This window comes from Kitasatospora sp. NPDC056184 (assembly GCF_042268405.1).
Taxonomy (GTDB): domain Bacteria; phylum Actinomycetota; class Actinomycetes; order Streptomycetales; family Streptomycetaceae; genus Kitasatospora.
Genome location: NZ_JBHJUI010000041.1, coordinates 25714 through 50353, shown reverse-complemented (window position 1 = coordinate 50353; position 24640 = coordinate 25714). Strand labels below are relative to the sequence as shown.

Sequence of the window (24640 nt, the reverse complement as noted above, 5' to 3'; positions counted from 1 at the left end):
GTGCCGATCGGCTCGGTGGTCGCCGGCCGCTCGGACGAGGCGCTGGACGACCTGGTCGGCTTCTTCGTCAACACCCTGGTGCTGCGCACCGACACGTCCGGGGACCCGGCCTTCAGCGAGCTGCTGCGCCGCGTCCGGGAGACCCAGCTCGACGCGCACGCCCACCAGGACGTGCCGTTCGAGCGCCTGGTCGAGGAGCTGAACCCGGCCCGCTCGCTGGCCCGCCACCCGCTGTTCCAGGTGATGCTGCTCCTGGAGGGCGCGAGCCAGGGCGCCGCCGGCGGCGACGCCCCGCTCGACCTGGCCGGCCTGTCGGCCGCGGTCGAACCGGTCGGCGGCCACGTCGCGAAGTTCGACCTCTCCATCGGCATGGGCGAGTCCTTCGACGCCGACGGCGCCGCGGCCGGTCTCGAGTGCGCGATCGACTACGCCACCGACCTGTTCGACCGGGAGACGGTGGAGGCGATCGCGGCCCGCTTCGGCCGGCTGCTGACCGCGGTGGTGGCCGACCCCGGGCAGCCGATCGGCCGGGCCGAGCTGCTGGACGGCCGCGAGCGGGCCGCACTCCTGGCCCCCGCCGCGGAGCTGCCCGCCGAGGTCCCGCTGCTCCCGGCCGCCTTCGCCGCGCAGGTGGCCCGCACCCCCGGGGCGACCGCGCTGGTCTTCGGCGGGACCAGGATCGGCTTCGCCGAACTGGACGCCCGCGCCGAGCACCTCGCCGCCCGGCTGCGCGCCGCCGGCGCCGGACCGGACGCGGTGGTCGCCCTGGCCCTGCCGCGCTCGGCGGAGACGGTGGTCGCCCTGCTCGCCGTCCTCAAGTCCGGGGCCGCCTCGCTCCCGCTGGACGCCGAGTACCCGGCCGACCGGACGGCGGCGATGCTCGCCGACGCCGCGCCCGCCCTCGTCGTCACCGGCGACGGCTGGCCGCTGCCGGAGCTGCTCGCCGGACTGCCCGCCCTGCCGGTGCACTGCCACGAACCGGTGCACTGCGACGAACCGGTGCACTGCGACGAACCGGTGCTCCCGGCGCCCGCCGCCGTCCCCGACCCGGCCCACGCCGCCTACGTCATCTACACCTCCGGCTCCACCGGCCGCCCCAAGGGCGTCGTGGTGACCCACGGTTCGATCGCCGCGCTGCTGGCCCACCACCGGGCCGAGACCTTCGGCGAGGCCGAGCGCGTCCACGGCCGGCTGCGGGCCGCGCTGACCGCCTCGCTCTGCTTCGACGCCTCCTGGGACAGCCTGCTCTGGATGATCGCCGGGCACGAGCTGCACCTGATCGGCGACGAGCTGCGCCGCGACGCCGCCGCCCTGGTCCGGTACGTCCGGGGCGAAGCCGTCGGCGTCGTCAACGTCACCCCGAGCTACGCCGAACTGCTCGTGGCCGAGGGCCTGCTGGACGGCGAGGCCGCCCCGAAGGCGGTGCTCCTCGGCGGCGAGGCGGTCGGCCAGGCCCTGTGGAGCAGGCTGCGCGAGGCCGCCCCGCGCACCACGGCCCGCAACCTCTACGGCCCCACCGAGTCGACCGTCGACGCGCTCACCCACCCCTTCACCGCCACCGACCGACCGTCCCTCGGCAGGGCCGTGCCCGGCACCCGGGCCCTCGTCCTCGACGAGCACCTGAACCCGGCCCCGCCCGGAGTCCCCGGTGAGCTGTACCTCGCCGGCGCCGGCCTGGCCCGCGGCTACCTCGGCCGCCCGGCGCTGACCGCCGAGCGCTTCGTCGCCGACCCGTTCACCCCCGGCGCCCGGATGTACCGCACGGGGGACCTGGTCCGGCGCACCCGGGACGGCGGCCTGGACTACCTCGGCCGCACCGACCACCAGGTCAAGATCCGCGGCTTCCGGATCGAACCCGGCGAGATCGAGCACGTGCTCACCCGCCACCCCGGCGTCCGGGCCGCCACCGTGACGGCGCGCGAGGACGGCCCCCGCGGCGCCCGCCTGGTCGCCCACGTGGTCCCCGAGGGCGCCACCGCGCCCGACCCGGCCGAGCTGCGCGCCTTCGTCGCCGAGTCGCTGCCCGGCTACATGGTCCCGGCGGCGGTCGTCGCACTCGACGCCTTCCCGCTGACCGGCAGCGGCAAGGTCGACCGGCGCGCCCTGCCCGCCCCCGACCTCACCGCCTCGTCCACCGGCCGCCCGCCCCGCACCCCGCGCGAGGAGGCGCTCTGCGCGCTCTTCGCCGAGGTCCTCGGCCTCACGGCCGTCACCGTCGACGACGGCTTCTTCGACCTCGGCGGCCACTCGCTGCTCGCCATGAAGCTGCTGGCCCGGATCCGCACCTCCCTCGGCGCCGACCTGGGCATGCGGGCCCTGTTCGAGGCCCCCACGGTGGCCGGCCTCGCCCGCCGCCTGGACACCGCCGGGGGCGAGCGGTCCGACGCCCTGGACGTCCTGCTCCCGCTGCGCGCCACGGGCACCAGGGCCCCGCTGTTCTGCGTCCACCCCGCCGCCGGCATCAGCTGGGTCTACTCCGGCCTGCTGCGCCACCTCGACCCGGAGCGCCCGGTGTTCGGCCTCCAGGCCCGCGGCCTGCGCGGCGGCTCACCGGCCGCCGTCACCGAGGTCGCCGCGGACTACGTCCGGGAGATCCGCGCCGTCCGCCCGCAGGGCCCGTACCACCTGCTCGGCTGGTCGTTCGGCGCGGTGGTCGCCCAGGAGATGGCCGTCCAGCTCCAGGCGGCGGGCCAGGAGGTCGCGCTGCTCGCCCTGCTCGACGGGCTCCCGGCCGGGGCGGTCACCGAGGAGCACCCGGCCTCCGACGACCCGGTGGAGACCCTCGCCGAACTGCTCGCCTCGCTCGGCTACGACCCGGCCGACGGGCGCGGACAGGCCGATCTGACCGCCCTGCTCGGCGAGGCCTCCGCCCTCCTGCCGGACATCTTCGAACACCACCGCAAGCTGATGGCCGAGCACGTGCCCGGCCACTACCGGGGCGCGGCCGTCTTCGTCGGCGCCACCGCCGACAAGCCCGCCGACTGGCCCTACGAGGCCGCCTGGGCCCGGTACCTGACCGGCCCCGTCACCGCCCACCGGATCGACTGCGCGCACGGCGCCCTGACCCAACCCGAGCCCCTCGCACGGATCGCCGCCGTGCTGGCCGACACGCTGGAGAGTGACCCGCGATGACCACGACGACCGTCCCGGCCGAGCCGCCCGCGGTGGACGACGGACCCCGCCGCAGCCGCTGGGGCCTCTGGGCCCAGGCGAACTTCCGCAAGCTCTGGATCGGTGAGACGACCAGCGGTCTGGGCACCGCCGTCGGCAACGTCGCCCTCGCCCTGGTGGCCGTGGTGACCCTGGACGCCTCGCCGTTCATGGTCGGCGTGCTGACCGCCTCCGCCTGGGTCCCGTGGCTGTTCCTCGGCCTGCTGGCCGGCGCCTGGGTGGACCGCTGGCCCCGGCTGAAGGTCATGCTGGTCTGCGACCTGCTGCTGCTCCTGCTGTTCGGCAGCGTGCCGGTGGCCGGCTGGTTCGACGCGCTGACCATGGCCCAGCTGATCGCGGTCGCCCTGCTGGCCGGCGCGGTGAAGGTGTTCTTCTCCACCGCCTACGGCGCCGTGCTGCCCGTCCTGGTCGCCAAGGACGACCTGCTGGAGGCCAACGTCAAGCTGCGCTCCGGGGACTCGGCGGCGGAGATCGCCGGCCCCGGTCTGGCCGGCCTGCTCTCCCAGGTGTTCGGTGCGGCCAGCGGGCTGCTCGCCGACGCGGTCACCTACCTGGTGTCGGCGCTCTTCGTGGGCACCATCAAGGTGAAGGAGACGCCGCCGCCGGTGGCCGAACGGCGCGGCATCCTCCGCGAGATCGGCGAGGGCGTGCGCTTCCTGGCCAACGACCCCTACCTGCGCACCCTGGCCGTGTTCGGCGCGGTCGGCAACCTCGGCCTCAACGGCATCCAGGCCGTGCAGACGGTCTTCCTGGTCCGCAGCGTCGGGGTCTCGCCCGGCGGCATCGGCGCCGTCTTCGCGGTGGTCTCGGTCGGCGGCCTGGCCGGCGCGGCCCTCGCCGGGCGGATCGCCCGCCGCTTCGGCACCGCCCGCGGGCTGCTGCTCTGCGAACTGGTGGCCGCCCCGTTCATCCTGCTGCTGCCGATGGCCGGCGCGCGGCTGCCGCTCGCGGTGAGCGCCGTCGCCTGGTCGGTTGCGGTCTGCGGGGTGGTCGCCGGGAACGTCCTGGCCGGCAGCTTCTACCAGTCCTACTGCCCGCCGGCCATGATCGGCCGGATCCGGGCCAGCGCCTCCACCGTCAACTTCAGCGCCATCCCGGTCGGCGCCCTGCTCGGCGGCTGGCTGGGCGAGGTGCTCGGTGCCCGGACCACCATCTGGATCATGGCGAGCGTGCTGCTCGCCGCCGGCGCCGTGCTGCTGGTGAGCCCGCTGCGCGCCATGCGGGACTTCCCCGAGCGCCCCGCCGCCGCCTCCTGAGCCCCGCCGCCGTCCCGCCCACCCTCACCCCGTTCGGAGCCCGCCATGACCAGCACCGCCGAGAACAGCACCGCCGTGAACAGCACCGCCGTGACCAGCACCGCCGAGAACAGCCCCGCCGCGACCCGGACCGCCCGCCCCCGCCACTACCTGATGTGCCGTCCGACCCACTTCGAGGTCAGCTACGCCATCAACCCGTGGATGGACCCGGCCAAGCCCGTCGACACCGCCCTCGCGGTGGCCCAGTGGGAGCGCCTCCACGAGCTGTACGTCGAGCTCGGCCACCGCGTCGACCTGATCGACCCGCTGCCCGGCCTGCCCGACATGGTGTACGCGGCGAACGGCGCCACCGTCGTCGACGGCCGGGTGCTCGGCGCCCGGTTCCGCAACGCCGAGCGGGCCGCCGAGGGGCCGGCGTACCTGGAGTGGTTCCGGGCCCGGGGCTTCAGCGTGCTCGACCCGGTGCACGTCAACGAGGGCGAGGGCGACCTGCTGCTGACCGACCGCTACCTGCTGGCCGGCCGGGGCTTCCGCAGCGTCTCCGCCGGGCACGCCGAGGCGCAGGAGTTCCTCGGCCGCCCGGTGATCGGCCTGGACCTCGTCGACCCGCGGTTCTACCACCTGGACACCGCGCTCAGCGTCCTGGACGGCGATCAGGTCATGTACTACCCGGGCGCGTTCTCGGCCGGCAGCCGGGCGGTGCTGCGCCGGCTCTTCCCGGACGCGGTGCTGGTGGGGGAGGAGGACGCCGCGGCGTTCGGGCTCAACGTGGCCAGCGACGGCCTGAACGTGGTGCTCCCGGAGCCGGCCACCGGCGTCGCGGCCAGGCTGCGCGCGCACGGCTTCCGGCCGATCGGGACGGACCTCTCCGAGCTGCTCAAGGGCGGCGGCAGCGTGAAGTGCTGCACCCTGGAGATCCGCGAGGCCGGCTGACCTGGGACGACGGCGGTCGTCACCCCCCGGGACACTGGATCGACAGCCCGATCAACGCGGCCGATCGACGCACGCTGCTCGTGCGTCGATCGGCCGTTGAACGCCCCTTGCCATGCTGATCACGTCAGCCGGGGAGAGCCCGGCGGAGCCCCTTCCCGACCGGGAAGACCACCCGAGGAGCAGTCATGGCGAAGCGTTCGACGATCGGCACCGCCCGGATCAGCCTGGCCGTCGCGGGCCTCGGCCTCGGCGCCCTGCTCGCCCTCGGCGCGACCGGCACCGCGGTGGCGGACGGCGCGACCGGCACGGGCAGCGGCACCACCGCCCCCACCGCGACCCCGACCCCGACCCCGACCCCGACCCCGACCCCGACCCCCACCGCGACCGACGGCACCGGCCACTCGGACTGGAACAGCACCGGCTCCTGAGCCCCGGCTGCCCGAACAGCCGTGCGCAGAACCGTTTCTGCCCGCCCCCGAACCATCCGCGCTCAGGGATCCACCAGCGCGAACGCCGGCTCCGCGAGCAGCCCGGCCACCTCGGCGGCCTCCGGCAGCCCCAGCCGCCCGAAGATCGCGTGCGCCTCCCGCAGCCGCGCCCCCGCCTCGGCCCCGCGCCCGAGATCCGCCAGCGCGCAGCCCAGCACCACCAGCGCCTGCGCCTGGTCCCGCTCCGCCCCCAGCTCCACGCAGAGCGCCAGCGCCTGCTCCGCGTGGTCCAGCGCCTCGTCCGCCCGGCCCAGCTCGCGCAGACTGTCCGCCAGCCGGTAGCGCGCGTGCGCGGCCCGGTCCCGCAGACCGGCCGCCACCGACACCGCCAGGCACTCGCCGAACCAGGTCACCGCCTCCTCGTGCCGCCCCAGCGCGTGCAGCGCCAGCCCCAGCACGTACAGCGTGTACGCCCGCCCCGGGTCGTCCTGCCGGGTCCGCAACTCGGCCAGCACCTCGTGGCAGATCGCCACCGCCTCGTCCGCCCGCCCGCTGCGCACCCGCGCCAGCGCCGCGTTCACCGTCGTCACCAGCGCGCCGGAGCGGTGCCCCAGCCGGTTGGCCAGCAGCAGCGCCTCGTCGTAGTGGTCCACCGCCTCGTCGTAGCGGCTCAGGAACTGGCAGATCAGGCCGAGGTCGTTGAGCGCCTGCCGCAGGACCACCGAGTCCTCGGCCGCGCGCGCCGCCTCCACCGCCCGCCGGGACGCCTCCTCCGCCGCGTCCAGCCGGGTGGCGGCCAGGGCGACGTTGCCGCGCAGGAAGTGCGCCCGCCCCTCCGCCCGGAGGTCCCCGTCCCGGGCGGCCGCCCCGGCCAGCGCGTCGGCCGTCGCGGCGAGCTGACGGCTCGGCGGGGTGAGCACGAACGGGGTGAGCGCGATCAGCAGGTCGATCGCCGCCCGCAGCGCCGCCCCCCGCCCGGTGGCGGGATCGGCGGCCACCTGCGCCGCCAGCGCCACCGCGCCCGCCCCCTCGACGGCCGCCCACGCGCGGGCGGCGTCCCGGCCGGGCAGCGGGACGCCCGGGGAGTGCGCCGGGCCGAGCGCGCCCGCCGCCGGATCGCCCGGCACGGCGTGCTGGAAGGCGGTGCAGGCGGTGGCCAGCAGGTGGTCCAGCAGCCGGTCCCGGGCCGCCACCGCCTCCCCGCCGTCCGCGGCCCCGTCGGCGCCGTCCGCTCCCGCCGCCCCGGTGGCCCGCGCCGGCCGTCGGCGGGCGAAGGACCGCAGCAGGTCGTGGTAGCGGTAGCGGCCGGGGAACGGCGACTCCACCATCGCCACGTCCACCAGCGCCTCCAGCAGGTCCTCGGCGTCGTACGCGTCGAGGTCCAGTAGCGCCGCCGCCGCCGGCAGCCCGATGTCCGGCCCGTCCACCGAGGCCACCAGCCGGAACGCCCGGGCCTGGTCCTCGGTCAACTGGCGGTAGCTCAGTTCGAAGGCCGCCGCCACCGCGAGGTCGCCGATCCGCAGCTCGTCGATCCGCCGCCGCTCCACCTGCAGCCGGCGGCTGAGGGTCTCCACCGTCCAGCCCGGCCGGGCGGCCAGCCGGGCGGCCACGATCCGCACCGCCAGCGGCAGGTGCCCGCAGGCCACCACCAGCTCCCGGGCGGCCTCCGGCTCGGCGGCCAGCCGCTGCGGGCCGATCGTGCGGCCGAGCAGGTCCAGCGCCTCCTCCGGCTGGAACACGTCCAGGTCGACCTGCACGGTCGCGGGCAGCCCGGCGGGCCGGGTCCGGCCGGTGGTGAGCGCCGCGCAGCCGACCGCGCCCGGCAGCAGCGGCCGGATCTGCGCGGCGTCCTTGGCGTTGTCCAGCACCAGCAGCAGGCGCCGGCCGTCCACCACCGAGCGGAACAGCGCCGAGCGCGCGTCCAGCCCGTCCGGCACCGTGTCGGCCGGGACCCCGAGCGCCACCAGGAAGCCGCTCAGCACCGCCTCCGGATCGGCCGGCACCGGGTCCGAGCCGCGCAGGTCCGCGTAGAGCTGGCCGTCCGGGTAGGCGTCCCGGACGCGGTGCGCCACGTGCAGCGCCAGCGCCGTCTTGCCGACCCCGCCCATCCCGACCACGGTCGCCACCACCAGGGCCTGCGGATGGACCGGAGCCCCGCCCCCGCCGTCCGCCGGGGGAGCGGCCAGCGCCTCGCACAGCACCCGCACCGGCGCCGTCCGCCCGGTGAAGTCGGCGGCGTCCGGCGGCAGCTGGGCCGGCCGCGGCGGCGCGCCCGACGGCCGGGCGGCCCGGCCGGGCGGCCGGGACCCGTCGGCGCCGCCGCCCGGGTCCGCCGCACCGCCCCCGCCGTCCGCCGCCGGCCGGTGGTCCCCGGACGATCCCTCCGCCGGAACCGGGGCCGGGGCCGTCGCGACCGTCGCCGCAGCGCCACCCGGGGCCTCGGGCGCGGCCAGCGCCGGGTCCCCCTCCAGGATCCGGCGGTGCAGCTGCTCCAGCTCCGCCCCCGGCCCCACCCCCAGCTCCGCCAGGAACAGCTGCCGCACGCCCCGGAACACCGCCAGCGCGTCGGCCTGCCGCCCCGCCTGGTACAGCGCGCGCATCAGCAGCCCGTACGCCCGCTCGTGCAGCGGGTGCTCGGTGGTGAGCGCGGTCAGCTCCGGGATGCACCGCGAGTACCGGCCGAGGGACAGGTCCAGGCCGATCCGCTCCTCCAGCAGGGTCAGCCGCAGCTCCTCCAGCCGCTGCCGGTGCCGCTCCGCGAACGGCCCGGGGATCCCGGCCAGCGGCTCGCCCTGCCACAGCTCCAGCGCCTGGTTGAGCAGGTCACGGGCGCGCAGCGGCTCGGCGCGGGCGGTCCGCTCCGCCTCACCGGCCAGCGCCTCCGCCTGCGCCGCGTCCACCGCCAGCTTGGGCAGGACGAGCCGGTAGCCGTCGCCCATCGAGACCAGCACGCTGCCCGCGGCCTTCTCGCCGGACTCGGCGGAGGCCCCGGGATCCTGGGGATCCGCCGGCTCCACGGCGTCCAGCACCTTGCGCCACCGCCACGCGTACGTCCGCACGGTGGTCATCGCCGCGCTCGGCGGCTCCTCGCCCCAGAGCGCCGCGATCAGATCCGTGGCACTCGCCGCATGGCCGGGCCGCAGGAGCAGCACGGCCAACATCGCCTGCTGCTGCGGGCTGCCCACCTTGAGCGCCGTCGCGCCGCGGTGAGCCCGCATCAGACCCAGTACGGAAAAACGGAGATCGCCCATCCTGCCCCCTGCTGCCCAGGACAGTGCCCGCCCCGCTCGTGCACATGTCAGCTTCTCTGTGGCTCGTTACATCACAAGGTCGCGCGCGGTGTCGAGACTCCGTTGAGCCTGTGGTGACCGCGCGTTGAACCCGACCGGCCAGAATCACCGTGCCGGGGCCCGCCGGAGACGGTCCGGTCCGCCCCTCCTTCACCTCCCGCGACCGGGTACCCCTGTAACCGGTCGTGATTGCCCCCGCCCTCGGCCGTCGGCGGCGTCGGGCGCCATGACGATACCTTCGGAGGCGGACGTCCGTGAACACCGCTTTGCTGTACAACCTGCTCGACGTCGACCCGGCCGACGGGCCGGCCGAACTGCTCCACCGCGCCCGCGGGAGCCGTCACCTGCCGCACCTCGTGCTCTCCGCCCTGGCCCGCGACGACGTCCGGATGGGCGAACCCGCCCGCGCCGAGCTGCGCCGCGCCCGCACCCGCGCCGACCACTACGCCCGCCTCGCCCACGACCTCGCCCGCTCCACCGGCGCGCGCGCGATCCACGGCGTCCCGCTGGCCGGCTACTACCCGGCCGACCTGCTCCGGCCGCAGTCCGGCCTGGACCTGGTCGCCCCGGGCGAGGCCGCGCTCTGGCAGTCGGTCGTCCGGCTGGTCACCGACCACCCCGTGGAGACCATCGACGTCACCCTGCTCGGCGACCGCCCGCACCACACCGAGGTCACCGTCCGCTGGCCCGCCGAGGACCCGCTGCTCGACCCCTGGTACCGCGTGCACCTCACCACGGCGGCCCTCCCCGGCGACCGCGCCGCGGTGCCGGTGCGCCCCTACCTCGTCGCGGACGACCACGTCGAGTGCCTGATCGCCCTGGCCGAGGCGCAGCTGCACGCGCCCGCCGGGGCGGAGCCCGACCCGCTCACTCTCCTCGACCTGTGTTGTCTCAGCCGCCAGCCCTTCGAACCCGCCGAGACCGCCGCCGTCCTGGCCGCCTACCGGCTCGCCCCGGAAGCCGCCGCGCTGCTCGACCTCGCCGCCTCCCGGCTCCCGCTCGGCACCCTCGCCGCCGTCCGCGCGGCCCTCACCCCCGAGCTCGCCGCCGAACACCGCCGCCGCGGCGAGGCCGCCGCCACCCCCCGGCTGACCGCCCGTCACGGTGCCCTGCTGCGCCGCACCGTCATCCGCCACGACTGGGACGAGGCCCGCCTGCTGACGGCTCCCGGCCGCACCACCCTGCTGCTCACCCCGGTCGCCGACTACCTCCTCGGCCCGGCCGGTCCGGCCGACCGCGCCGCCGCCCTGGCGGCCCTCCAGCAGTGGGACGGCCTCGGCTGACCGCCTCCCGGGCCGTCCCGGGGGACGACGGAAGGGTGTGCGGCCGCCTCGGCGGCCGCACACCCTTCGCCGTCGGTCGTCAGCCGCCGACGGGGCCCGTCAGATCGACCAGACCTGGTCGGCGAACTGCGGGATGCAGTCGTACTGGGTCAGCTTCGAGCCGGGCGCGCTGTCGCCCGACCAGGCGATCGCGCACCGGTCGGAGAAGGTGTTGCGGATCTGGTAGCCGCTGTCGACCTTCTCCAGCTTCCAGACCTGGTCCGGGTACTGCGGGTCGCAGTCGGCCTGCACGAGCGGGCCGCCGTTGCCCGGGGTCTGGTGCGGAGCCAGCAGGCACTTGCCGGAGTAGGTGTTGCGGATCTGGTAGGTGCCGGCCGGGGTCTTCCGGAAGTCCCAGACCTGGTCGACGTACTGCTTGTCGCAGCCGATCTGGATCACCGGCGCGCCCCACTCGGGGGTGGACCACGGCACGTAGGCGCAGAGGCCGCTCAGGGTGTTGACCAGCGAGGCGGTGTGCAGCCGGGTCTCCAGCAGCCAGTCGGCCAGGTCGTCGACCCGGCTCTCCACCGCGCCGGTCCGGGTCTCGGCGGTGCCGAAGCAGCCGCCCTGCCAGGAGGTGCTGTTGACGGCGACGATCTCCGCCCGGCCGTTGACCATCCGCACCGCCGGGCCGCCGGCGTCACCCTTGCAGATGGCGTCGCGGCCCGCGGTCCGCCCGGCGACGGTGAGGGTGGTGGCGGTCGCGGACTGCACGGTGAACTGGCCGTTGTGCAGGGCGAGCGGCGACCACTCGTCCTTGGTGCGGCCGTAGCCGTTGACGGTCAGGGTCTCCCCGGCGACCGGCGCGGCGCCGAGCGGGACGGTCGGGATGCCCTGGGCGGGCTTGGCGAGGCGGGCCAGCACCAGGTCGCGGTCGGCCCGGGGGACCAGCTCGGTGACCTCGGTGACGTGGCCGGCGCCGGTGGCCGTCAGGTCGGTGCGGCCGACGGTGGCGACGGTCCTCAGCTTGGGCGCGCCGGCGGCGAGCGCCAGCGGCTGGGCCGGGTTGTCGGCGAAGCAGCTGCTCGCCGTCAGCACCCAGTACGGGTCGACGAGCGAGCCGGTGCAGGCGCGCTGGCCGTCGCCGATGTCGAGCCTGGTGGTGTACGTGTGGAAGTTGGTCGGCACGGTGTCGCCGACGACGGCGTCGGCCGTTCCGCCGGTGAGCATGCCGCCGACGACGGCGGCTGAGGCGAGCAGGCCGGTCATCCACGCGGAGCGTGAACGGGTGCGGAGCACGAGGAGTCTCCCGGTGTCAGGGCAGGGCCGGAGTGGAGGGTGGGGCCGGAGTGACGTCCCGGCACCGCGAGGAGCCTAGTCGTGTACGGACGAGATTCTGAGTTTCTCTTTTGATTGTCTGAATGTATGCAAACTGGCTTGAACAATCCGCCAGTTCGAATGCTGACGTTCCCGGAGAAAGGCGGACACCCGGGTGTGGCGGAGGGGCACCCGGGGTATGCGGCCCGGCCGCTCAGTCCTCGATCTCCTCCGCCCCGCTCAGGTCCTCCAGCCGCACCGGCCGCAGCCCCTCGAACACCACCCCGACCCCGTACGGCTCGCAGAGCGGCAGGTCCCCCTCGGCGAACCGCAGCATCCAGCCGTCGGTGTAGACGTTCACCTCCGGCGCGTCCAGGCCGGCCTGCTCCTCCGTCACCCCCAGCGCGGCGCAGGCGAACCGCCGAGCCTCCGCCACCAGCCGCTCCGAATCCGCCAGCACCTCCCCGAGCAACCCCGGATCCACCGCCCCGACGTCCTCGCCGGCCTCCAGCATCACGTTGACCCCCACCGCCCACCGCTCCGGCTCGGCCACCCCCCACACCGTCAACCCGCCCGGCCCCTCGCACACCCGCACCAGCGGTCCCACGCTCTCCGGCATCCGCCGCCCCTTCCCCTCGTCGACGGCCCGACGGTACGCGAGGACGGCCCTCGTAGGCTGGACCTCACCAGGATCCTTCGGCGAGAGGCGGGCGGCATGGCGGGCGAGCGGGCGGAGCTCGGGGTGATCGGCGGGTCCGGGCTGTACGCGCTGCTGGACGAGGTGGCCGAGGTGGCGGTCGGGACGCCGTACGGGCCGCCGAGCGACTCGGTGTTCGTCGGGGAGGTGGGCGGCCGGAGGGTGGCGTTCCTGCCGCGGCACGGGCGGGGGCACGGGATTCCGCCGCACCGGATCAACTACCGGGCGAACCTCTGGGCGCTGCACGCGCTCGGGGTGCGGCAGGTGCTCGGGCCGTGCGCGGTGGGCGGCCTGCGGCCGGAGTACGGGCCCGGGACGCTGCTCGTGCCGGACCAGTTCGTGGACCGCACCGCCGCCCGGGCGCAGACCTTCTACGACGGCGTGCCGCTGCCGGACGGCTCGGTGCCGGGGGTGGTGCACGCGCCGATGGCGGACCCGTACTGCCCGGCGGGGCGGGCCGCGGTGCTGGACGCGGCCCGCGCGGCCGCCTGGGAACCGGTCGACGGCGGCACCCTGGTGGTGATCGAGGGCCCGCGCTTCTCCACTCGCGCCGAGTCGCGCTGGTTCTCGGCGAACGGCTGGTCGACGGTCGGCATGACGGGCCATCCGGAGGCCGTGCTGGCCCGCGAACTCGGGCTCTGCTACACCTCGTTGAACCTCGTCACCGACCTGGACGCGGGCGTGGAGAGCGGTGCGGGAGTCACCCACGCCGAGGTCCTGGAGGTGTTCGGCCGCAACGTCGACCGGCTGCGCACCGTGCTGTTCAAGGCGCTGGAGGCGCTGCCCGCCACCCGCGGCTGCCCGTGCCGGCACGCCCTCGACGGCTTCACCCCCGGCCTGCCCGGCGTCCCGGGGGAGTAGCGGAGCCCGGTCATCGGCCGTCGAGCAGCGCGCGCAGCCACCGCTCCTCGCGCTGCTCGATGTACCCGGTGTTCGCCCGCCAGGTGTCCCCGTGGCCCTCCTGCCACAGCCGGGTCCACGGCTGGACGCCGAGGCCCGACTGCTCGTGCAGGAAGTCGTGCATCGCCCGGGTGCGCCGCCCCAGCATCGGCACCAGCCGCCGCCGTTCGTCCTCGTCGAGTCCGTAGGCGTCGACGAAGGCGCGCAGCCGCTCGGCCGCGTCGGCGCGCCGGAAGGCGGGGTCCGCGGCCAGCGGGAGGAAGCCGTGCGCGGCGTAGGCGAGGTCCCAGAGCCGGGAGCCGGGCGCGGCCGTGTCCCAGTCGATGAACGCCCACCGGTCGGGCCCCTCGTCGACGACCAGGTTCCACGGTGCGAGGTCCTGGTGGGCGATGATCTCGCCGGCCGCCGCGGAGTCGTCGCGCATCAGCACCTGCCACCGCGCGTCGGGCGGCGGCGTGAAGTCCGCCACGGCGTCGTGGAACTCGCGGATCAGCCGGGCCACCCGGGCCAGTCGGGCGACGGGGTCCAGCAGGGCGAACCGGTCCGGCCACACCACCCGCCCCGGCACGAAGCCCAGCACCTCGCGCCCCTGCCCGTCGATGCCCAACGGTCGCGGCGCGGCCCGGAAGCCGACCTCGTGCAGGTGTGTCAGCAGCGCGTGCACGGCGGGTGTCCACGGTCCGGCGGTGCGCCGCACGGTGTCCCCGACCCGGACGACGTCCGCGGTGGCGTTCCCTCCGCTCAGCCGCTCCTCGCGCTCGTCGGGCCTCATGCCGCCGCCTCTCGTCCGCCCACGCGCGGACCGTACCCGGTCCGCCCGGCCGGCGGCATCCGGATTTCGCCCCGGTCCGACCAGCCCGTATGAAGGAATGCTGTATCCCGCGCCGGGATTCTGTCAGCATTTCCTCATGGAGATCCGCCGCGTCACCCGCGCCGAGGACGTCCAGGCCGCCGGCCACCTCTTCGACTCGCCGCCGCTCCCCGAGGCCACCGCCCGCTTCCTCGCGGACGACCGTCACCACCTTCTGGTCGCCTACGTCGACGACGCCCCGGCCGCGATGGTCACCGGAGTGGAGACCACCCACCCGGACCGGGGCACCACGATGCTGCTCCACGAGCTGGGCGTGGACGCGCGGTTCATCGGTCGCGGCATCGGCCCGGCCCTGACCACGGCGCTCGCGGACCTCGCGCGCGACCTGGGCTGCTACGGCATGTGGGTGCTCGCCGATCCGGACAACCCGGCGGCCCGCTCGGTGTACCGCTGCGCGGGCGGCGTCGCGCGGCAGGGGCCGCAGGAGGTGCTCGACTGGTCCTTCGGGGACGGCGCCCCCTTCTGAGCCCCGCACGAAAACCCGGTGGCGCCCCGCCCCGCCACGAACGACCATGGCCCGCATGAGCGAACAACCCGCGCGATGGACCCAGGCGACCGTCTACGCCGACATGTGGATGGACCCGGACGACGACCCGCGCAGCCTCGAAGGGCCGGCCCCGGACGGCGAACTGGCCGTGCTGCTGGACTGCATCAGGAACTACCGCCTCACCCTGCTCCTCAAGTGCCAGGGCCTGGAGGCCGAGCAGCTGGCCCGCCGCTCGGTGCCGCCGTCGACGATGTCGCTGCTCGGCCTGGTCCGCCATCTCGCCAGGGTGGAGCGCGACTGGCACAACTGGATCACCGACGGCGAGCCGCTGCCCAAGCTGTACGGCGCGCGCGACGAGGACTTCGACGGCGCCGTCGCCGACCGGGCCGTGGTGGACGCCGCGTTCGCCGACCTGGAGCGCGAGCAGGCCGCCCTGGACGCCACCCTCGCCCGGCACTCCGACGACCTCGGCGCGCGCCTGGGCCGGGAGAAGCTCGCCGTCCGCGAGCTGATGGTGCACATGGTCGACGAGTACGCGCGCCACTGCGGTCACGCCGACCTGCTGCGTGAGTGCGTCGACGGCCGCGTCGGTCAATAGGCGGAGCGCCGCCGGGCGTTGCGCGGCGGCGCCGTTCCCGGACCCCGCCCGGGGCCGCGTCCCGTGGCGGACGCGGCCCCGGGCGGGGTGGCCGGCGGTCAGCGCACCGGCTGCGGCGCGGTCCTGGCCGCGCGGGCCGGCCGGGCCGCCGTGCCGGGCGCGGGCGCGGCCGCACCGAGCGCGGTGCCGCGGGTCTCCTCGGCCCAGAGCACCGAGACCAGCAGGCCGCCCGCGGTGACGGCCGCGGCGATCAGCATGGTCGGACCGGTGCCGAGGCCGGTCAGCGACAGCGGCAGCAGGTAGGTGCCGACGGCGGCGCCGATCCGGCTGACCGAGGTGGCCACGCCGACGGCGGTGGCCCGGACCTCGGTGGGGAACAGCTCGTTGGGGTAGGTCCAGTCGAGCACGTTCGGCCCGCCGCACAGGAAGGCGTACGCGCAGAGCGCGACGACCACGACGGCGGCCGGGGCGTCCGGCCAGAGGCCCAGGACGGCGAGCGGGACGATCATCAGCGCGAAGGAGCGGATGATCACCGGCCGGCGGCCCCAGGTGTCGATCAGCCGCAGCGCGGGGTAGCAGCCGAGCAGGAAGACCAGGCTGATCAGGCCGGTGCCGAGGGTTTCGAGGACGGTGCCGCCCGGCATGCCGAAGGCCTCCAGGAGCTGCGGCCCGAAGGTGAGCATCGCGAACAGCGGGCCGACCTGGCAGAGGAAGAAGAGCCCGCAGAAGAGCGTGCGCCGCCGGTAGGGCGGCGTCATCAGCAGCCGCAGGCCGGTCGGGGTTCCCGGGGCGGTGCGCTCGGGCATCAGCTCGCGGCCGTCGACCTGGACCCCGAGGTGGCGCTCGACCAGCCGGACGGCCTCACCCACGCGGCCGTTGGCGGCCAGCCAGCGCGGCGACTCGGGCGAGCCGCGGCGGATCACCAGGAAGACCACGCACAGCACGGCGGAGCTGCCGAGCATCCAGCGCCAGCTGCCCGGGCCGCCGATCCGCAGGAAGAGGTAGCCGGTCAGGTAGGCGAGCACGGCGCCGGCGTACCAGGCGACGATCTGCTGACCGAGCAACCGCCCGCGGTGCTTGGCGGGCAGCCACTCGGCGAGCAGGGACGTCGCGATGGGGTAGTCGGCGGCCACCGCCATGCCGAGGACGAAGCGCAGCAGGGCGATCGCCCAGACCGCGTCGACCCAGAAGGACAGCACCGAGCAGACGATCATCACGAGCAGGTCGGCGGTGTACATCACCTCCCGCCCGATCCTGTCGGTCAGCACGCCGAAGAGCGCGCCGCCGACGAACATGCCGACCAGCGCGGCGGCGCCGATCAGGCTGACGTCGGCGGTGGAGAGCCCCAGTTCGGGGCGCATGCCGATGAGGGCGACGCCCACGATGCTCAGGATGTACCCGTCGAGCAGCGGCCCTCCCGAGCAGGCGAGGGCGAGCCTGCGGTGGAAGGCGGTATACGGGGCGTTGTCGATGGTGCGGGACATGTGCTCGGGTCCTCCGGAGCGCACCGTGTGCTGTCGCACGCGTGCGCCGCGTAGACGGTCGTGGGCGGTCCGCCGCGGGGGCGGTCCGCTCGCCCGGCGTCCACCGGGCGACCGTCCACAGTTGCCCGGGTCGAGGGGCGGGTCCGCGGGGGCGAAGGTCAGGGGAAGACGGGGCGGAGGTCCCGAAACGGACGGGACCTCGGCCTGTGCCGGAAGCGCTTGCGCCCTGCAACGCCGGGGCGGACGCGGGCCGGCGGGCGGCCCGCGTCGCGCGGTGTGACGCTCGGCACGTCCGCGGCGGTCGGCGGTCGGCAGTCGGTGGTGAGCGGTGGACGGCGGCGTCAGCCGGTGAGGACTTCGGGGGCGGTGCTCTCGGGGAGGCGCTCGGCCATCGCCAGCAGCGTCTCGCGCAGGGTGCGGTGGAGGCGGGCCATGGTCCGGTGGGCCTGCGGGGTGTCGGCGTAGATCGAGTTGATGTGCAGACCGGCGGAGTCCCGCTGGAACCACGAGGTGGTGCCGTTGACGCGCGACACCCACACGTGGGCCGTCGGCCGCCACCGCGGGTGGTGCTCGGCCCCCGGGCACTTCCTCATGTCGATGTAGGAGACGAAGTTGACCGGGAACGGCCAGCACCGGCCGGTGAAGTGCTCCGGCGCGAGGAGTTCCCACGCCCGGACGAAGGGCACGTCGATGCTCCCCATCATCGTCGTGAATCCGTCCCGGACCCCGGCGATGATCTGCGCGAAGTCCAGCTCCCGGGCCACCGAGAACTCGATCGGCAGGGTGTTGACGAACCACCCGAGGGAGTGCCGCCAGGCGCCCCGGCCGCGTTCGCTGAGCGGCATCAGCGCCCGGTAGAGGTCCGGGCCGCCCTCCTCCCGCAGGGCCACGGCGACCGCCGCGAGGAGCCCCATGAACGGCTTCCCGCCCGCCTCCCGGCACCGGGCGTCCAGCGCCTCCGCCCGGTGGTCGTCGAGCAGGGTCGCGGTCTTGTTGACCGCCGGGTACAGCCGGCCCGGCTCGACCCCGAGGTCCAGCGGGAAGCGAGGGAAGATACCGCCGTTCCGGGCGATGAACGTCCTCCAGTAGGCGAGGCGGTCGTCGTCGGCGCCGATGGACACGTAGCCGTGGCGCTGCTCGCGGGCGAAGTCCATGTAGCTTCCCGCGTCCGGGAGGTCGGGATCCCCGCCGCGGCAGTGGGCGGCGTACGCGAGCTGGACGTCGCGGACCACGTTCGGCATCGACATGCCGTCGGACACGATGTGGTCGAAGGCGAGGTACACCGTCGTGGAGCCGCCGTCCCGGACGACGGCTCCCATGGTGTACGGCGGCCAGGCCATCGTGTCGATGTCCTTCTGGAAGCTGTCGAAGAGGAACGCGCGGACCTCCTGGGGCGTGTCGAACCCGCCCATCTCGACGGCCTCCAGCTCGATGTCGCCGGGCCGGTGCACCGCGTACGACAGGTCGCCGAGAATCCGCTGGAACTCGCAGCGCAGGACGTGGTGCCGCCGTACCAGCAGGAGCAGTGCCGACTCCAGTGCCGCACGGTTCAGTTCCCCCGCGATCTCGAACGTGACGGCGAGCCACGAGGCCAGTGGCTCGCTGGTGCCGCGGGTTTCGTCGATCAGCGCATGGTGCTTGTCCTGATTGAATGACGCGCTCTTCCGGTCTTCCCTTTCCCGGTGGCCTGCGCGCACCGAGTCCGAAGGCCTGACCCGCCACTGGACAATGTACCCCGGCGCGATATCGGCCGCTTCCAAGGGGATTTGGCGCATTCTGGTTCTCTTTCGGGACGGAGGGGCGGATTCACGGAACGGCGGGCGCCAGCACGGGTGAACGGGAACTGCTGCGAAGCGTAGTGTCGGGTACTCGACGATGTGCTGATCGGCTCGCCGCAATGTCCGGCGTCCGCCACCGGCCGCCCCTCTCGGCCCATTTCTCCGATTTCCGTGACACCCGCTCACCCGGGGCGTTTTCGGCACGGTCATCCGCGGAACCGCCGCGGGGGCCCCCCCCCCCCGGCCGGGGGGGGGGCCCCCGGGGGGGGGGGGCCGGCCCCCCGGGGGGGGGGGGGGGCGGGGCCCCCGGGGGGGGGGGGGGGGGGGGGGGGGGTGTCCGGGCGCCCCCCCCGGGCCGCCCCCCCGGCCCATTTTCCCGTTTTCCGGGCACCCCCGACCCCCGGGGGGTTTTTGGCCCGGGAAACCCGCGCACCCGCCGGGGCCCCCCCCCCGTATTCCGGGGGGGGGGCCCGCGATTCGGGATGCCGCGTCACGACTTCCGTCTCAGTGGCCGTCGCCCGGGCGGTAGATGGTGAGGTCGCCGTAGGCGGACAGGGCGCCCGCGAGGTCGCCGGGCCTCTGCCGCAGGGTGGCGTCCAGGAAGGCGAGCGTGGTCGCGGCGACGACGCGCGGACTCCTGCCGCGGCCCAGGGAGCCGACCAGCGAGGGCACCGGCGGCAGGTACAGGGGCCCGTCCATGAAGGTGAGGTGCGCGGCGCCGGGGACGGTGAGCCGGTAGCTCGTCGCGGTGCTGAACCCGAGGACCTCGGTGAGGCGGGGGATGTAGCGCTCGTCGGTGCCGGGCCCGAGTTCCTGGGTGAGCGCGAGCACCGGCTGGCGGAAGGGGCCCCGGTCGGGGTCGCGGGGGTAGCCGTCCAGGTCGACGACGGCGGCGAACCGGCCGTCCTGGCGGGCCGCCTGCAGGGCGGCGCCGCCCCCCAGCGAGTGGCCGGTCACCGCGGCCCGGCCGGTGTCCAGCCGCCCGGTCAGCGAGCCGTCGAGCTCACCCCGGTCCAGCCGGCCCAGCTGGGTGAGGACGAAGCCGAGGTCGGCGGCCCGGATCCGGGTGGTCTCGGCGGCCCGCCGGTCGTCCTCGCCGTCGTCGCCGGTGGAGGCGATCTCGGTGGCGATCGTCCGGCCGTCGGCGAGGACGACGGCGGCGGAGTCGTAGGGGTGGTCGAGGCCGGCCACCACGTAGCCGTGGCTGGCCAGTTCCTCCGCCCAGGCGGTGTTCTGGGTGCGCACGCCCCCCAGGCCGGGGGAGAACAGCACGACCGGGAACCGTCCGCCGTCGCGGGCCACCGGGGCGTCGGCGACCGCGTGGGTGCGGGCCTCGGGGACGCCGTCGATCAGGAAGCCGGGCAGGCCGGAGTAGCTCGCGAGGGCGTCGGCGACGGTGCGCGCCTCCTGCTCCGTGCGCCCGAGGTACCGGGCCCGCGGGGTGCCGGCCGGGCTCGGCTCCGCGGGGTACCAGAGCTGGACCACGACCGTGCGCCGGTCGTCGGGTTCGGGCGTGGCGGTCTCGGGGCGGTCCGGGTCGGTCCACTGCGTCACGCGGGTGCCGACCGCGAACCCGCCCGTCGGCTCGGGGAAGACGGGGACCGGAAAGGCCCAGGCGGCCACCGGGCCCGTCACGGCCAGGCCGGCGCAGGCCACCGATCCCGGCAGCGCCAGCCACCACCGGGCCCGCCGGGCCCGGCGGCCGGTGCGCTGCCGGACCAGCGGGGAGACGGCGAACGGCAGGACGAGGAGCCCGCCCGCCAGGACCGGCAGCAGCTGCCAGCGGATCCCGACCGCACCCAGCACGAGCGCGGACAGCAGGAAGACCGAGCCCGCCGCGATCGTGACGGGCGGGCGGGCGGCGGGCGGGAGCCAGCGCGCCACCACCAGCGCGACGGCGCCCAGCAGGGCGAGGATCTCCAGGAGGGACATCTGCGGTCCCGTGATGATGTCGGTCACCCGGCCATCCTGGGCGCGGGGTCCGCACCGCCACATCGATCCCGGGTCGCCGCCGTCTGCCACCGCGGTCGCAGGCCGGGGCGGGTCGTCCCTGCGACCGGAGTCGCAGACGGACCCGCCCGGTCGGCGCCCGCTCTGCCACCACGGGGGGTGGCGGGGCTCCTCCTGAGGTCGGACACCGGCCCGGCGCGATCAGACGGTGGACTCATGCGTTCCGGCGGACCGGGGCCTACCGTGACAGGGCCGCGGCACACGCCGGGCCGCGCGGGTCCGGCGCTCCCCGTACCCGACCCGGCGCCGGCCGTCCGCGGAGGGCGGCCCCGACCGGGTCCGCCACGACGCCGAATCGACAGGGACGTGGGATGACCGAGGCGGCCGCGGAAGCCGGACGTGCGCGTCCGGTGCGCCACCGGGACCGGGTGCGGCAGGTGTGGACGGCCGGACGGCTGAGGCGGTACCTCGACCTGGCCTCCGTACGGGCGGTGCGACGGCTGGGCGCCGCCCGGCGCTGGGGCTCCCGGCTGCCGCCGGTGGCCCGGGAGGCGCTGCTGCCGGCCCTGCTCCTCGTCAACATCGTGACCACGCACGCGCCGCGGGGACTGCCGGTGGCCGTCGCCCTCACGGCCGCCCTCGCGCTGCCCCTGCTGTGGCGGCGCCGGGCGCCGCTCACCGTGTTCGGCGTCGTGGCGGCGGCGGCCTTCGTCCAGTGGCTGGTGGGCGTCCAACTGCCTGCGGACGTCGCCCTGCTGGTCGCGCTCTACACGGTGGCCGCGAACGCGGGGCGGCGCGGGACGCTCGTCGCCGGCGCCGTCGTGGAGGCCGGGGTGCTGCTGGCCTGCCTGCGCTGGACGGCCGACGGCGCGTTCCTGACCCCCTTCGTCGCGGCGACCGCGATGGCCGTGGCCGCCGCCGTCCTCGGCATGAACGTGCGGACCACGCGCGCCTATCTCGCGGCCGTGGAGGAACGGGCGGCCCGCCTGGAGCACCAGCAGGAGCAGCAGGCGCGGCTGGCCGTCGCCGAGGAGAGGACGCGGATCACCCGCGAGATGCACGACATCGTCACCCACAACCTCTCCGTCATGGTCGCGCTCACCGACGCCGCCGTCTACGCCCAGCACCGGTCGCCCGAGCGGGCGACCGCCGCGATGCTCCAGATCTCCGAGACCGGCCGGCAGGCCCTCACCGACATGCGGCGCTCCCTGGGCGTCCTGCGGACCGACGAACCGGACGCGGAACGCCACCCGCTGCCCGGCATCGCCCAACTGCGGGCCCTCGCCGACCAGATGTGCGCGGCCGGACTGCCGACCAGTCTGGAGGTCCACGGCGGCCACAGCCGCGTTCCCGCCACCGCGCAGCTGACCGTCTACCGCCTGGTGCAGGAGGCCTTGACCAACGCCCTCAAGCACACACCCGCCGGCACCCGCGCGAAGGTCCGGGTGCGGTGCTCGGCCTCGGCCGTCACGGTGGCCGTCACCGACAGCGGTTCGTGCCCGCCGCTCCCCGGCGCCGCACCGTCCGGCCACGGCATCCCGGGCATGCGCGAGCGCGCGGCCGCCTACGGGGGGAGGTTGCGGGCCGGACCGCTCCCGGGCGGCGGCTGGGGGGTCCACACCCGCCTCGACCTCGGCAGCGGCGGGAAGGTGCCGGCATGACCATCCGCATCCTGATCGCCGACGACGAGGCGCTGCTCCGGATGGCCTTCGGCACGGTCCTGGAGGCCCAGCCCGACATGGCACCGGTCGGCGAGGCGGCGGACGGCGCCGAGGCGGTGCGCCTCGCCCGGGAGCTGCGGCCCGACGTCGTCCTCATGGACGTCCGGATGCCCGGGACCGACGGGATCGAGGCGACCCGGGGGATCGTCCGGGCCTCCCCGCGGAGCAGGGTGCTGATCCTCACCACCTTCGACCTCGACGAGTACGCCTTCGCCGGGCTCAACGCCGGGGCCTCCGGTTTCCTGCTGAAGAACACCAGGCCCGAGGAACTGCTCGCCGCGATCCGCAGCGTGGCCGCGGGCGACGCGGTGGTCTCCCCGCGGATCACCCGCCTGCTGCTGGAGAACTTCCGCCCGCACATCCCCGGCGGCGTCCTTCCCGGCCCCGACGAGCGGCTGCGACGGCTCACCCCGCGCGAGCGCGAGGTGCTCGTCGAGGTGGGCCGCGGCCTGTCCAACACGGAGATCGCGGCCGCCCTGTACCTCGCGGAGGCGACCGTGAAGTCCCACCTGGGGCGGATCCTGCAGAAGCTCGAACTCCGCGACCGGATCCAGGTGGTGATCTTCGCCTACGAGAGCCGCCTCATCCACCCGGCCTGACACCGCAGCCCGGCGGGCCCCCCGGGCCGGTGCCTCGGGGGAGCCGCCGGGAAGGGGTCAGCAGACGACCGGCGCCGTGACGGTGGCGGTCAGCCGGGGCAGGCTCCCCATGGCGGTCTCGAAGGTGGCCGTCACGCTGGAGCCGCAGGGGACGTTGCCGGCGGCGGGTCCGACCTTGAGCCCGCGGCTGGTCACGTTGGCGGCGACGTCCTCCCGTTCCAGGAGGATGCCGTCGGTGATCCGGGTGGCCAGGCTGTAGGAGACGAACCGGGACGGGCCGAAGTTGACCGAGTAGCCGGTGGCGGACGCGAGGCTGCCGCTGATCGTGAGACAGACCTGGTTGCTGACGAACCCGGGCGGGCCCCAGGCGCAGGTGGTGGTCGACGGGGTGGTGACCCTGGCCGTGCCCGTGGCCTGCGCGGCGGCCTGGCCGGCACCCGCGACACCGAGCCCGGACAGCGCGGCACCGGCCGTCAGGACCGCGAGGAAACGCTTCATCGAGGTTCTCTCCTTGGTGTGTGACATATCACGCTTGACATGGCAAAGGCTTCCACCGTGCCGCGCCCCTCACTCCCGATCGGCCCCAAATCCCTTCAGGAGTACCGGATTTGACCTCGGGGTGGCTCAAATCCACGGTCCCGTCGAACCCTTCCCCCTCTGGTGGCGGCGGACCCTCCCGGAAAGCTGGGATACCGGATGTCGACCGGACACGGACAAACTGAGGGCCGATCGGGCCTGCCGCTCCGACGGCACGCACCAGGCAGGCCCGCTCCCTTCCCCGACCAGTCGATCGATCATGGAGTGGCCCATGCGTTTCTCCTCGACAAGGCGCGTTCTGCTGTCGCTCGTGCTGGCACTGGCAGGTCTGGGGCTGTTGCCGACCGCCGCGTCGGCGAACACCCCGGCGACCGTGCTGTTCAACCAGCTCTCCCAGCGCTGTCCGGACGGCGCCTACGAGGGCCAGGACATGCACCCCTGTGCCCCGGAGGACAACCCCGGCATGTGGGTGATCAACCGGATCGGGAGCAACCAGTTCACGATCACGGAGACCCGCGGACACGGCTGCCTGTCCTTCGCCATGACGACGCCGACCGTCAGGCCCTGCGCGGCGTGGGACGCCTATCAGCAGTTCGAGATCACCCGCTACGAACCCTCGCCGGCGCTCTACGGCCTGGTCGGGATGCGGATCAAGAACCCGAGCACCGGGTGGTGCCTGGACAACTTCGCGAAGCGCTACGGCGGCTGGGAGCTCAAGGAGAACACCTGCCTCGATACCAGCCGCCAGCAGTGGGACATCGACCGCACCGCCTACGAGACGGTCTGGGGCACTCCGGGCGGGCACGCCGGCATGACCTGGGCCATCCTGGAGCAGCGCTCCGACAACGTGGTGCACGTCGGGTCCGACGGCCAGACCAACCCGTACCAAGGCGACACCCCCTCCAGCGTGCTGCTGCCGGTGCTGTGCATCTACCGGGACGGACGCCCCGCCCCCGGCGGGGTGCCCACCAGCGGGTACGACGCCTGGTCGGGCGGTGAGGTGAAGGTGACCCCGGGGCTGGCCGGCTGGCAGCTCACCAGCCGCGCGGCCGCCGACCGGAAGTGCGCCGACTACTTCGGCGGCGGATGGCGGATGGCGGAGTTCCACGACGGCAACGGCTGGAGCCTGTGGGCCCACGGCACCCTGCCCGCGGGCACCCGGTTCTGGACCGCCATCGACGACCAGCCCGCGAACCCCTGGAGCTGAACCGCTCCTCTCCGGCGGCCCGGTGACGGGCGGACGGACCTGGACGAACGAGGGGTGGGGGGGGGGGGCGGGGGGCCGCCCCCCCCCCCCCCCCCCCGCCCCCCCCCCCCCCCCCGGGGGGGGGGCGGCCGGGCGGGGGGGGGGGGCGCCCCCG

19 protein-coding genes are annotated in these 24640 nt (G+C 75.3%); 11 read left to right on the top strand and 8 right to left on the bottom strand.

What is annotated here, in order from left to right:
• The 4 genes from ACFC0B_RS39210 to ACFC0B_RS39195 form a co-directional block, all read left to right on the top strand.
• A partial coding sequence (locus tag ACFC0B_RS39210) for an amino acid adenylation domain-containing protein (RefSeq protein ID WP_376097802.1) occupies window positions 1-3132 on the top strand: 3132 nt, incomplete at its 5' end.
• Window positions 3129-4427: an MFS transporter gene (locus tag ACFC0B_RS39205; protein WP_376097799.1), complete on the top strand. Its 1299-nt coding sequence runs from the start codon at window positions 3129-3131 to the stop codon at window positions 4425-4427. The genes ACFC0B_RS39210 and ACFC0B_RS39205, both read left to right, overlap by 4 nt.
• Window positions 4428-4472: 45 nt before the next feature.
• Window positions 4473-5360: a dimethylargininase gene (ddaH, locus tag ACFC0B_RS39200; protein ID WP_376097796.1), complete on the top strand. Its 888-nt coding sequence runs from the start codon at window positions 4473-4475 to the stop codon at window positions 5358-5360.
• A gap of 185 nt (window positions 5361-5545) precedes the next feature.
• Window positions 5546-5788: a hypothetical protein gene (locus ACFC0B_RS39195; RefSeq protein ID WP_376097793.1), complete on the top strand. Its 243-nt coding sequence runs from the start codon at window positions 5546-5548 to the stop codon at window positions 5786-5788.
• Window positions 5789-5850: 62 nt separating this feature from the next.
• On the opposite strand, the gene ACFC0B_RS39190 is transcribed toward ACFC0B_RS39195, so the two are convergent.
• The gene (locus ACFC0B_RS39190; RefSeq protein WP_376097790.1) at window positions 5851-9006 is read right to left on the bottom strand and encodes a BTAD domain-containing putative transcriptional regulator; all 3156 of its coding nucleotides are present in this window, start codon (window positions 9004-9006) and stop codon (window positions 5851-5853) included.
• 326 nt (window positions 9007-9332) lie between these two features.
• Between ACFC0B_RS39190 and ACFC0B_RS39185 the strand changes: the two genes are divergently transcribed.
• Window positions 9333-10361, top strand: coding sequence for a hypothetical protein (locus tag ACFC0B_RS39185; RefSeq protein ID WP_376097787.1), 1029 nt, complete (start codon window positions 9333-9335; stop codon window positions 10359-10361).
• A 99-nt stretch (window positions 10362-10460) separates the two neighbouring features.
• Here ACFC0B_RS39185 and ACFC0B_RS39180 read toward each other — a convergent pair whose 3' ends face one another.
• Together ACFC0B_RS39180 and ACFC0B_RS39175 are read right to left on the bottom strand one after the other, a co-directional pair.
• On the bottom strand, window positions 10461-11609 hold the full coding sequence (locus ACFC0B_RS39180) for a trypsin-like serine protease (RefSeq protein ID WP_376097784.1): 1149 nt from the start codon (window positions 11607-11609) through the stop codon (window positions 10461-10463).
• 262 nt (window positions 11610-11871) lie between these two features.
• The gene (locus ACFC0B_RS39175) at window positions 11872-12276 is read right to left on the bottom strand and encodes a hypothetical protein (protein WP_376097781.1); all 405 of its coding nucleotides are present in this window, start codon (window positions 12274-12276) and stop codon (window positions 11872-11874) included.
• A gap of 96 nt (window positions 12277-12372) precedes the next feature.
• Between ACFC0B_RS39175 and ACFC0B_RS39170 the strand changes: the two genes are divergently transcribed.
• Window positions 12373-13215 carry an S-methyl-5'-thioadenosine phosphorylase gene (locus ACFC0B_RS39170; protein WP_376097778.1) on the top strand — a complete coding sequence of 281 codons (843 nt, stop codon included), beginning with the start codon at window positions 12373-12375 and terminating at the stop codon, window positions 13213-13215.
• 10 nt (window positions 13216-13225) lie between these two features.
• Here the strand turns inward: ACFC0B_RS39170 and ACFC0B_RS39165 are convergent, their stop codons facing one another.
• Window positions 13226-14026 carry a phosphotransferase enzyme family protein gene (locus ACFC0B_RS39165; protein WP_376097775.1) on the bottom strand — a complete coding sequence of 267 codons (801 nt, stop codon included), beginning with the start codon at window positions 14024-14026 and terminating at the stop codon, window positions 13226-13228.
• 136 nt (window positions 14027-14162) lie between these two features.
• On the opposite strand from ACFC0B_RS39165, the gene ACFC0B_RS39160 reads away from it, so the two are divergent.
• Together ACFC0B_RS39160 and ACFC0B_RS39155 are read left to right on the top strand one after the other, a co-directional pair.
• Complete coding sequence (locus ACFC0B_RS39160) at window positions 14163-14591, top strand: GNAT family N-acetyltransferase (RefSeq protein ID WP_376097773.1); 429 nt, start codon at window positions 14163-14165, stop codon at window positions 14589-14591.
• 46 nt (window positions 14592-14637) lie between these two features.
• Window positions 14638-15210 carry a DinB family protein gene (locus ACFC0B_RS39155; protein ID WP_376097770.1) on the top strand — a complete coding sequence of 191 codons (573 nt, stop codon included), beginning with the start codon at window positions 14638-14640 and terminating at the stop codon, window positions 15208-15210.
• A gap of 98 nt (window positions 15211-15308) precedes the next feature.
• On the opposite strand, the gene ACFC0B_RS39150 is transcribed toward ACFC0B_RS39155, so the two are convergent.
• The 3 genes from ACFC0B_RS39150 to ACFC0B_RS39140 form a co-directional block, all read right to left on the bottom strand.
• On the bottom strand, window positions 15309-16694 hold the full coding sequence (locus ACFC0B_RS39150; RefSeq protein WP_376097767.1) for an MFS transporter: 1386 nt from the start codon (window positions 16692-16694) through the stop codon (window positions 15309-15311).
• Window positions 16695-17035: 341 nt separating this feature from the next.
• Window positions 17036-18391, bottom strand: coding sequence for a condensation domain-containing protein (locus ACFC0B_RS39145; RefSeq protein ID WP_376097764.1), 1356 nt, complete (start codon window positions 18389-18391; stop codon window positions 17036-17038).
• Window positions 18392-18976: 585 nt separating this feature from the next.
• Complete coding sequence (locus ACFC0B_RS39140; RefSeq protein WP_376097761.1) at window positions 18977-20467, bottom strand: alpha/beta hydrolase family protein; 1491 nt, start codon at window positions 20465-20467, stop codon at window positions 18977-18979.
• A gap of 326 nt (window positions 20468-20793) precedes the next feature.
• Here ACFC0B_RS39140 and ACFC0B_RS39135 point away from each other — a divergent pair, with 326 nt between their 5' ends.
• Together ACFC0B_RS39135 and ACFC0B_RS39130 are read left to right on the top strand one after the other, a co-directional pair.
• Window positions 20794-22083, top strand: a complete 1290-nt coding sequence (locus ACFC0B_RS39135; RefSeq protein ID WP_376097758.1) for a sensor histidine kinase — start codon at window positions 20794-20796, stop codon at window positions 22081-22083.
• Entirely contained in the window at window positions 22080-22742 is a 663-nt protein-coding gene (locus tag ACFC0B_RS39130; protein WP_376097755.1) for a response regulator, read from the top strand. The genes ACFC0B_RS39135 and ACFC0B_RS39130 overlap by 4 nt, the downstream gene beginning before the upstream one ends.
• 57 nt (window positions 22743-22799) lie before the next feature.
• Here ACFC0B_RS39130 and ACFC0B_RS39125 read toward each other — a convergent pair whose 3' ends face one another.
• Window positions 22800-23240, bottom strand: coding sequence for a hypothetical protein (locus ACFC0B_RS39125; RefSeq protein ID WP_376097752.1), 441 nt, complete (start codon window positions 23238-23240; stop codon window positions 22800-22802).
• 310 nt (window positions 23241-23550) lie between these two features.
• Between ACFC0B_RS39125 and ACFC0B_RS39120 the strand changes: the two genes are divergently transcribed.
• Window positions 23551-24486: a hypothetical protein gene (locus ACFC0B_RS39120; protein WP_376097749.1), complete on the top strand. Its 936-nt coding sequence runs from the start codon at window positions 23551-23553 to the stop codon at window positions 24484-24486.
• The last annotated feature ends 154 nt before the right edge of the window (window positions 24487-24640 follow it).

Excerpts from the sequence above, each read along its gene's own strand:
- ACFC0B_RS39205 (WP_376097799.1), top strand. The coding sequence starts at position 3,129 with ATGACCACGACGACCGTCCCGGCCGAGCCGCCCGCGGTGGACGACGGA.
- ddaH (WP_376097796.1), top strand. The coding sequence starts at position 4,473 with ATGACCAGCACCGCCGAGAACAGCACCGCCGTGAACAGCACCGCCGTG.
- ACFC0B_RS39195 (WP_376097793.1), top strand. The coding sequence starts at position 5,546 with ATGGCGAAGCGTTCGACGATCGGCACCGCCCGGATCAGCCTGGCCGTC.
- ACFC0B_RS39190 (WP_376097790.1), bottom strand. The coding sequence starts at position 9,006 with ATGCGGGCTCACCGCGGCGCGACGGCGCTCAAGGTGGGCAGCCCGCAG.
- ACFC0B_RS39180 (WP_376097784.1), bottom strand. The coding sequence starts at position 11,609 with ATGACCGGCCTGCTCGCCTCAGCCGCCGTCGTCGGCGGCATGCTCACC.
- ACFC0B_RS39175 (WP_376097781.1), bottom strand. The coding sequence starts at position 12,276 with ATGCCGGAGAGCGTGGGACCGCTGGTGCGGGTGTGCGAGGGGCCGGGC.
- ACFC0B_RS39170 (WP_376097778.1), top strand. The coding sequence starts at position 12,373 with ATGGCGGGCGAGCGGGCGGAGCTCGGGGTGATCGGCGGGTCCGGGCTG.
- ACFC0B_RS39165 (WP_376097775.1), bottom strand. The coding sequence starts at position 14,026 with ATGAGGCCCGACGAGCGCGAGGAGCGGCTGAGCGGAGGGAACGCCACC.
- ACFC0B_RS39160 (WP_376097773.1), top strand. The coding sequence starts at position 14,163 with ATGGAGATCCGCCGCGTCACCCGCGCCGAGGACGTCCAGGCCGCCGGC.
- ACFC0B_RS39155 (WP_376097770.1), top strand. The coding sequence starts at position 14,638 with ATGGCCCGCATGAGCGAACAACCCGCGCGATGGACCCAGGCGACCGTC.
- ACFC0B_RS39150 (WP_376097767.1), bottom strand. The coding sequence starts at position 16,694 with ATGTCCCGCACCATCGACAACGCCCCGTATACCGCCTTCCACCGCAGG.
- ACFC0B_RS39140 (WP_376097761.1), bottom strand. The coding sequence starts at position 20,467 with ATGTGGCGGTGCGGACCCCGCGCCCAGGATGGCCGGGTGACCGACATC.
- ACFC0B_RS39135 (WP_376097758.1), top strand. The coding sequence starts at position 20,794 with ATGACCGAGGCGGCCGCGGAAGCCGGACGTGCGCGTCCGGTGCGCCAC.
- ACFC0B_RS39130 (WP_376097755.1), top strand. The coding sequence starts at position 22,080 with ATGACCATCCGCATCCTGATCGCCGACGACGAGGCGCTGCTCCGGATG.
- ACFC0B_RS39125 (WP_376097752.1), bottom strand. The coding sequence starts at position 23,240 with ATGAAGCGTTTCCTCGCGGTCCTGACGGCCGGTGCCGCGCTGTCCGGG.
- ACFC0B_RS39120 (WP_376097749.1), top strand. The coding sequence starts at position 23,551 with ATGCGTTTCTCCTCGACAAGGCGCGTTCTGCTGTCGCTCGTGCTGGCA.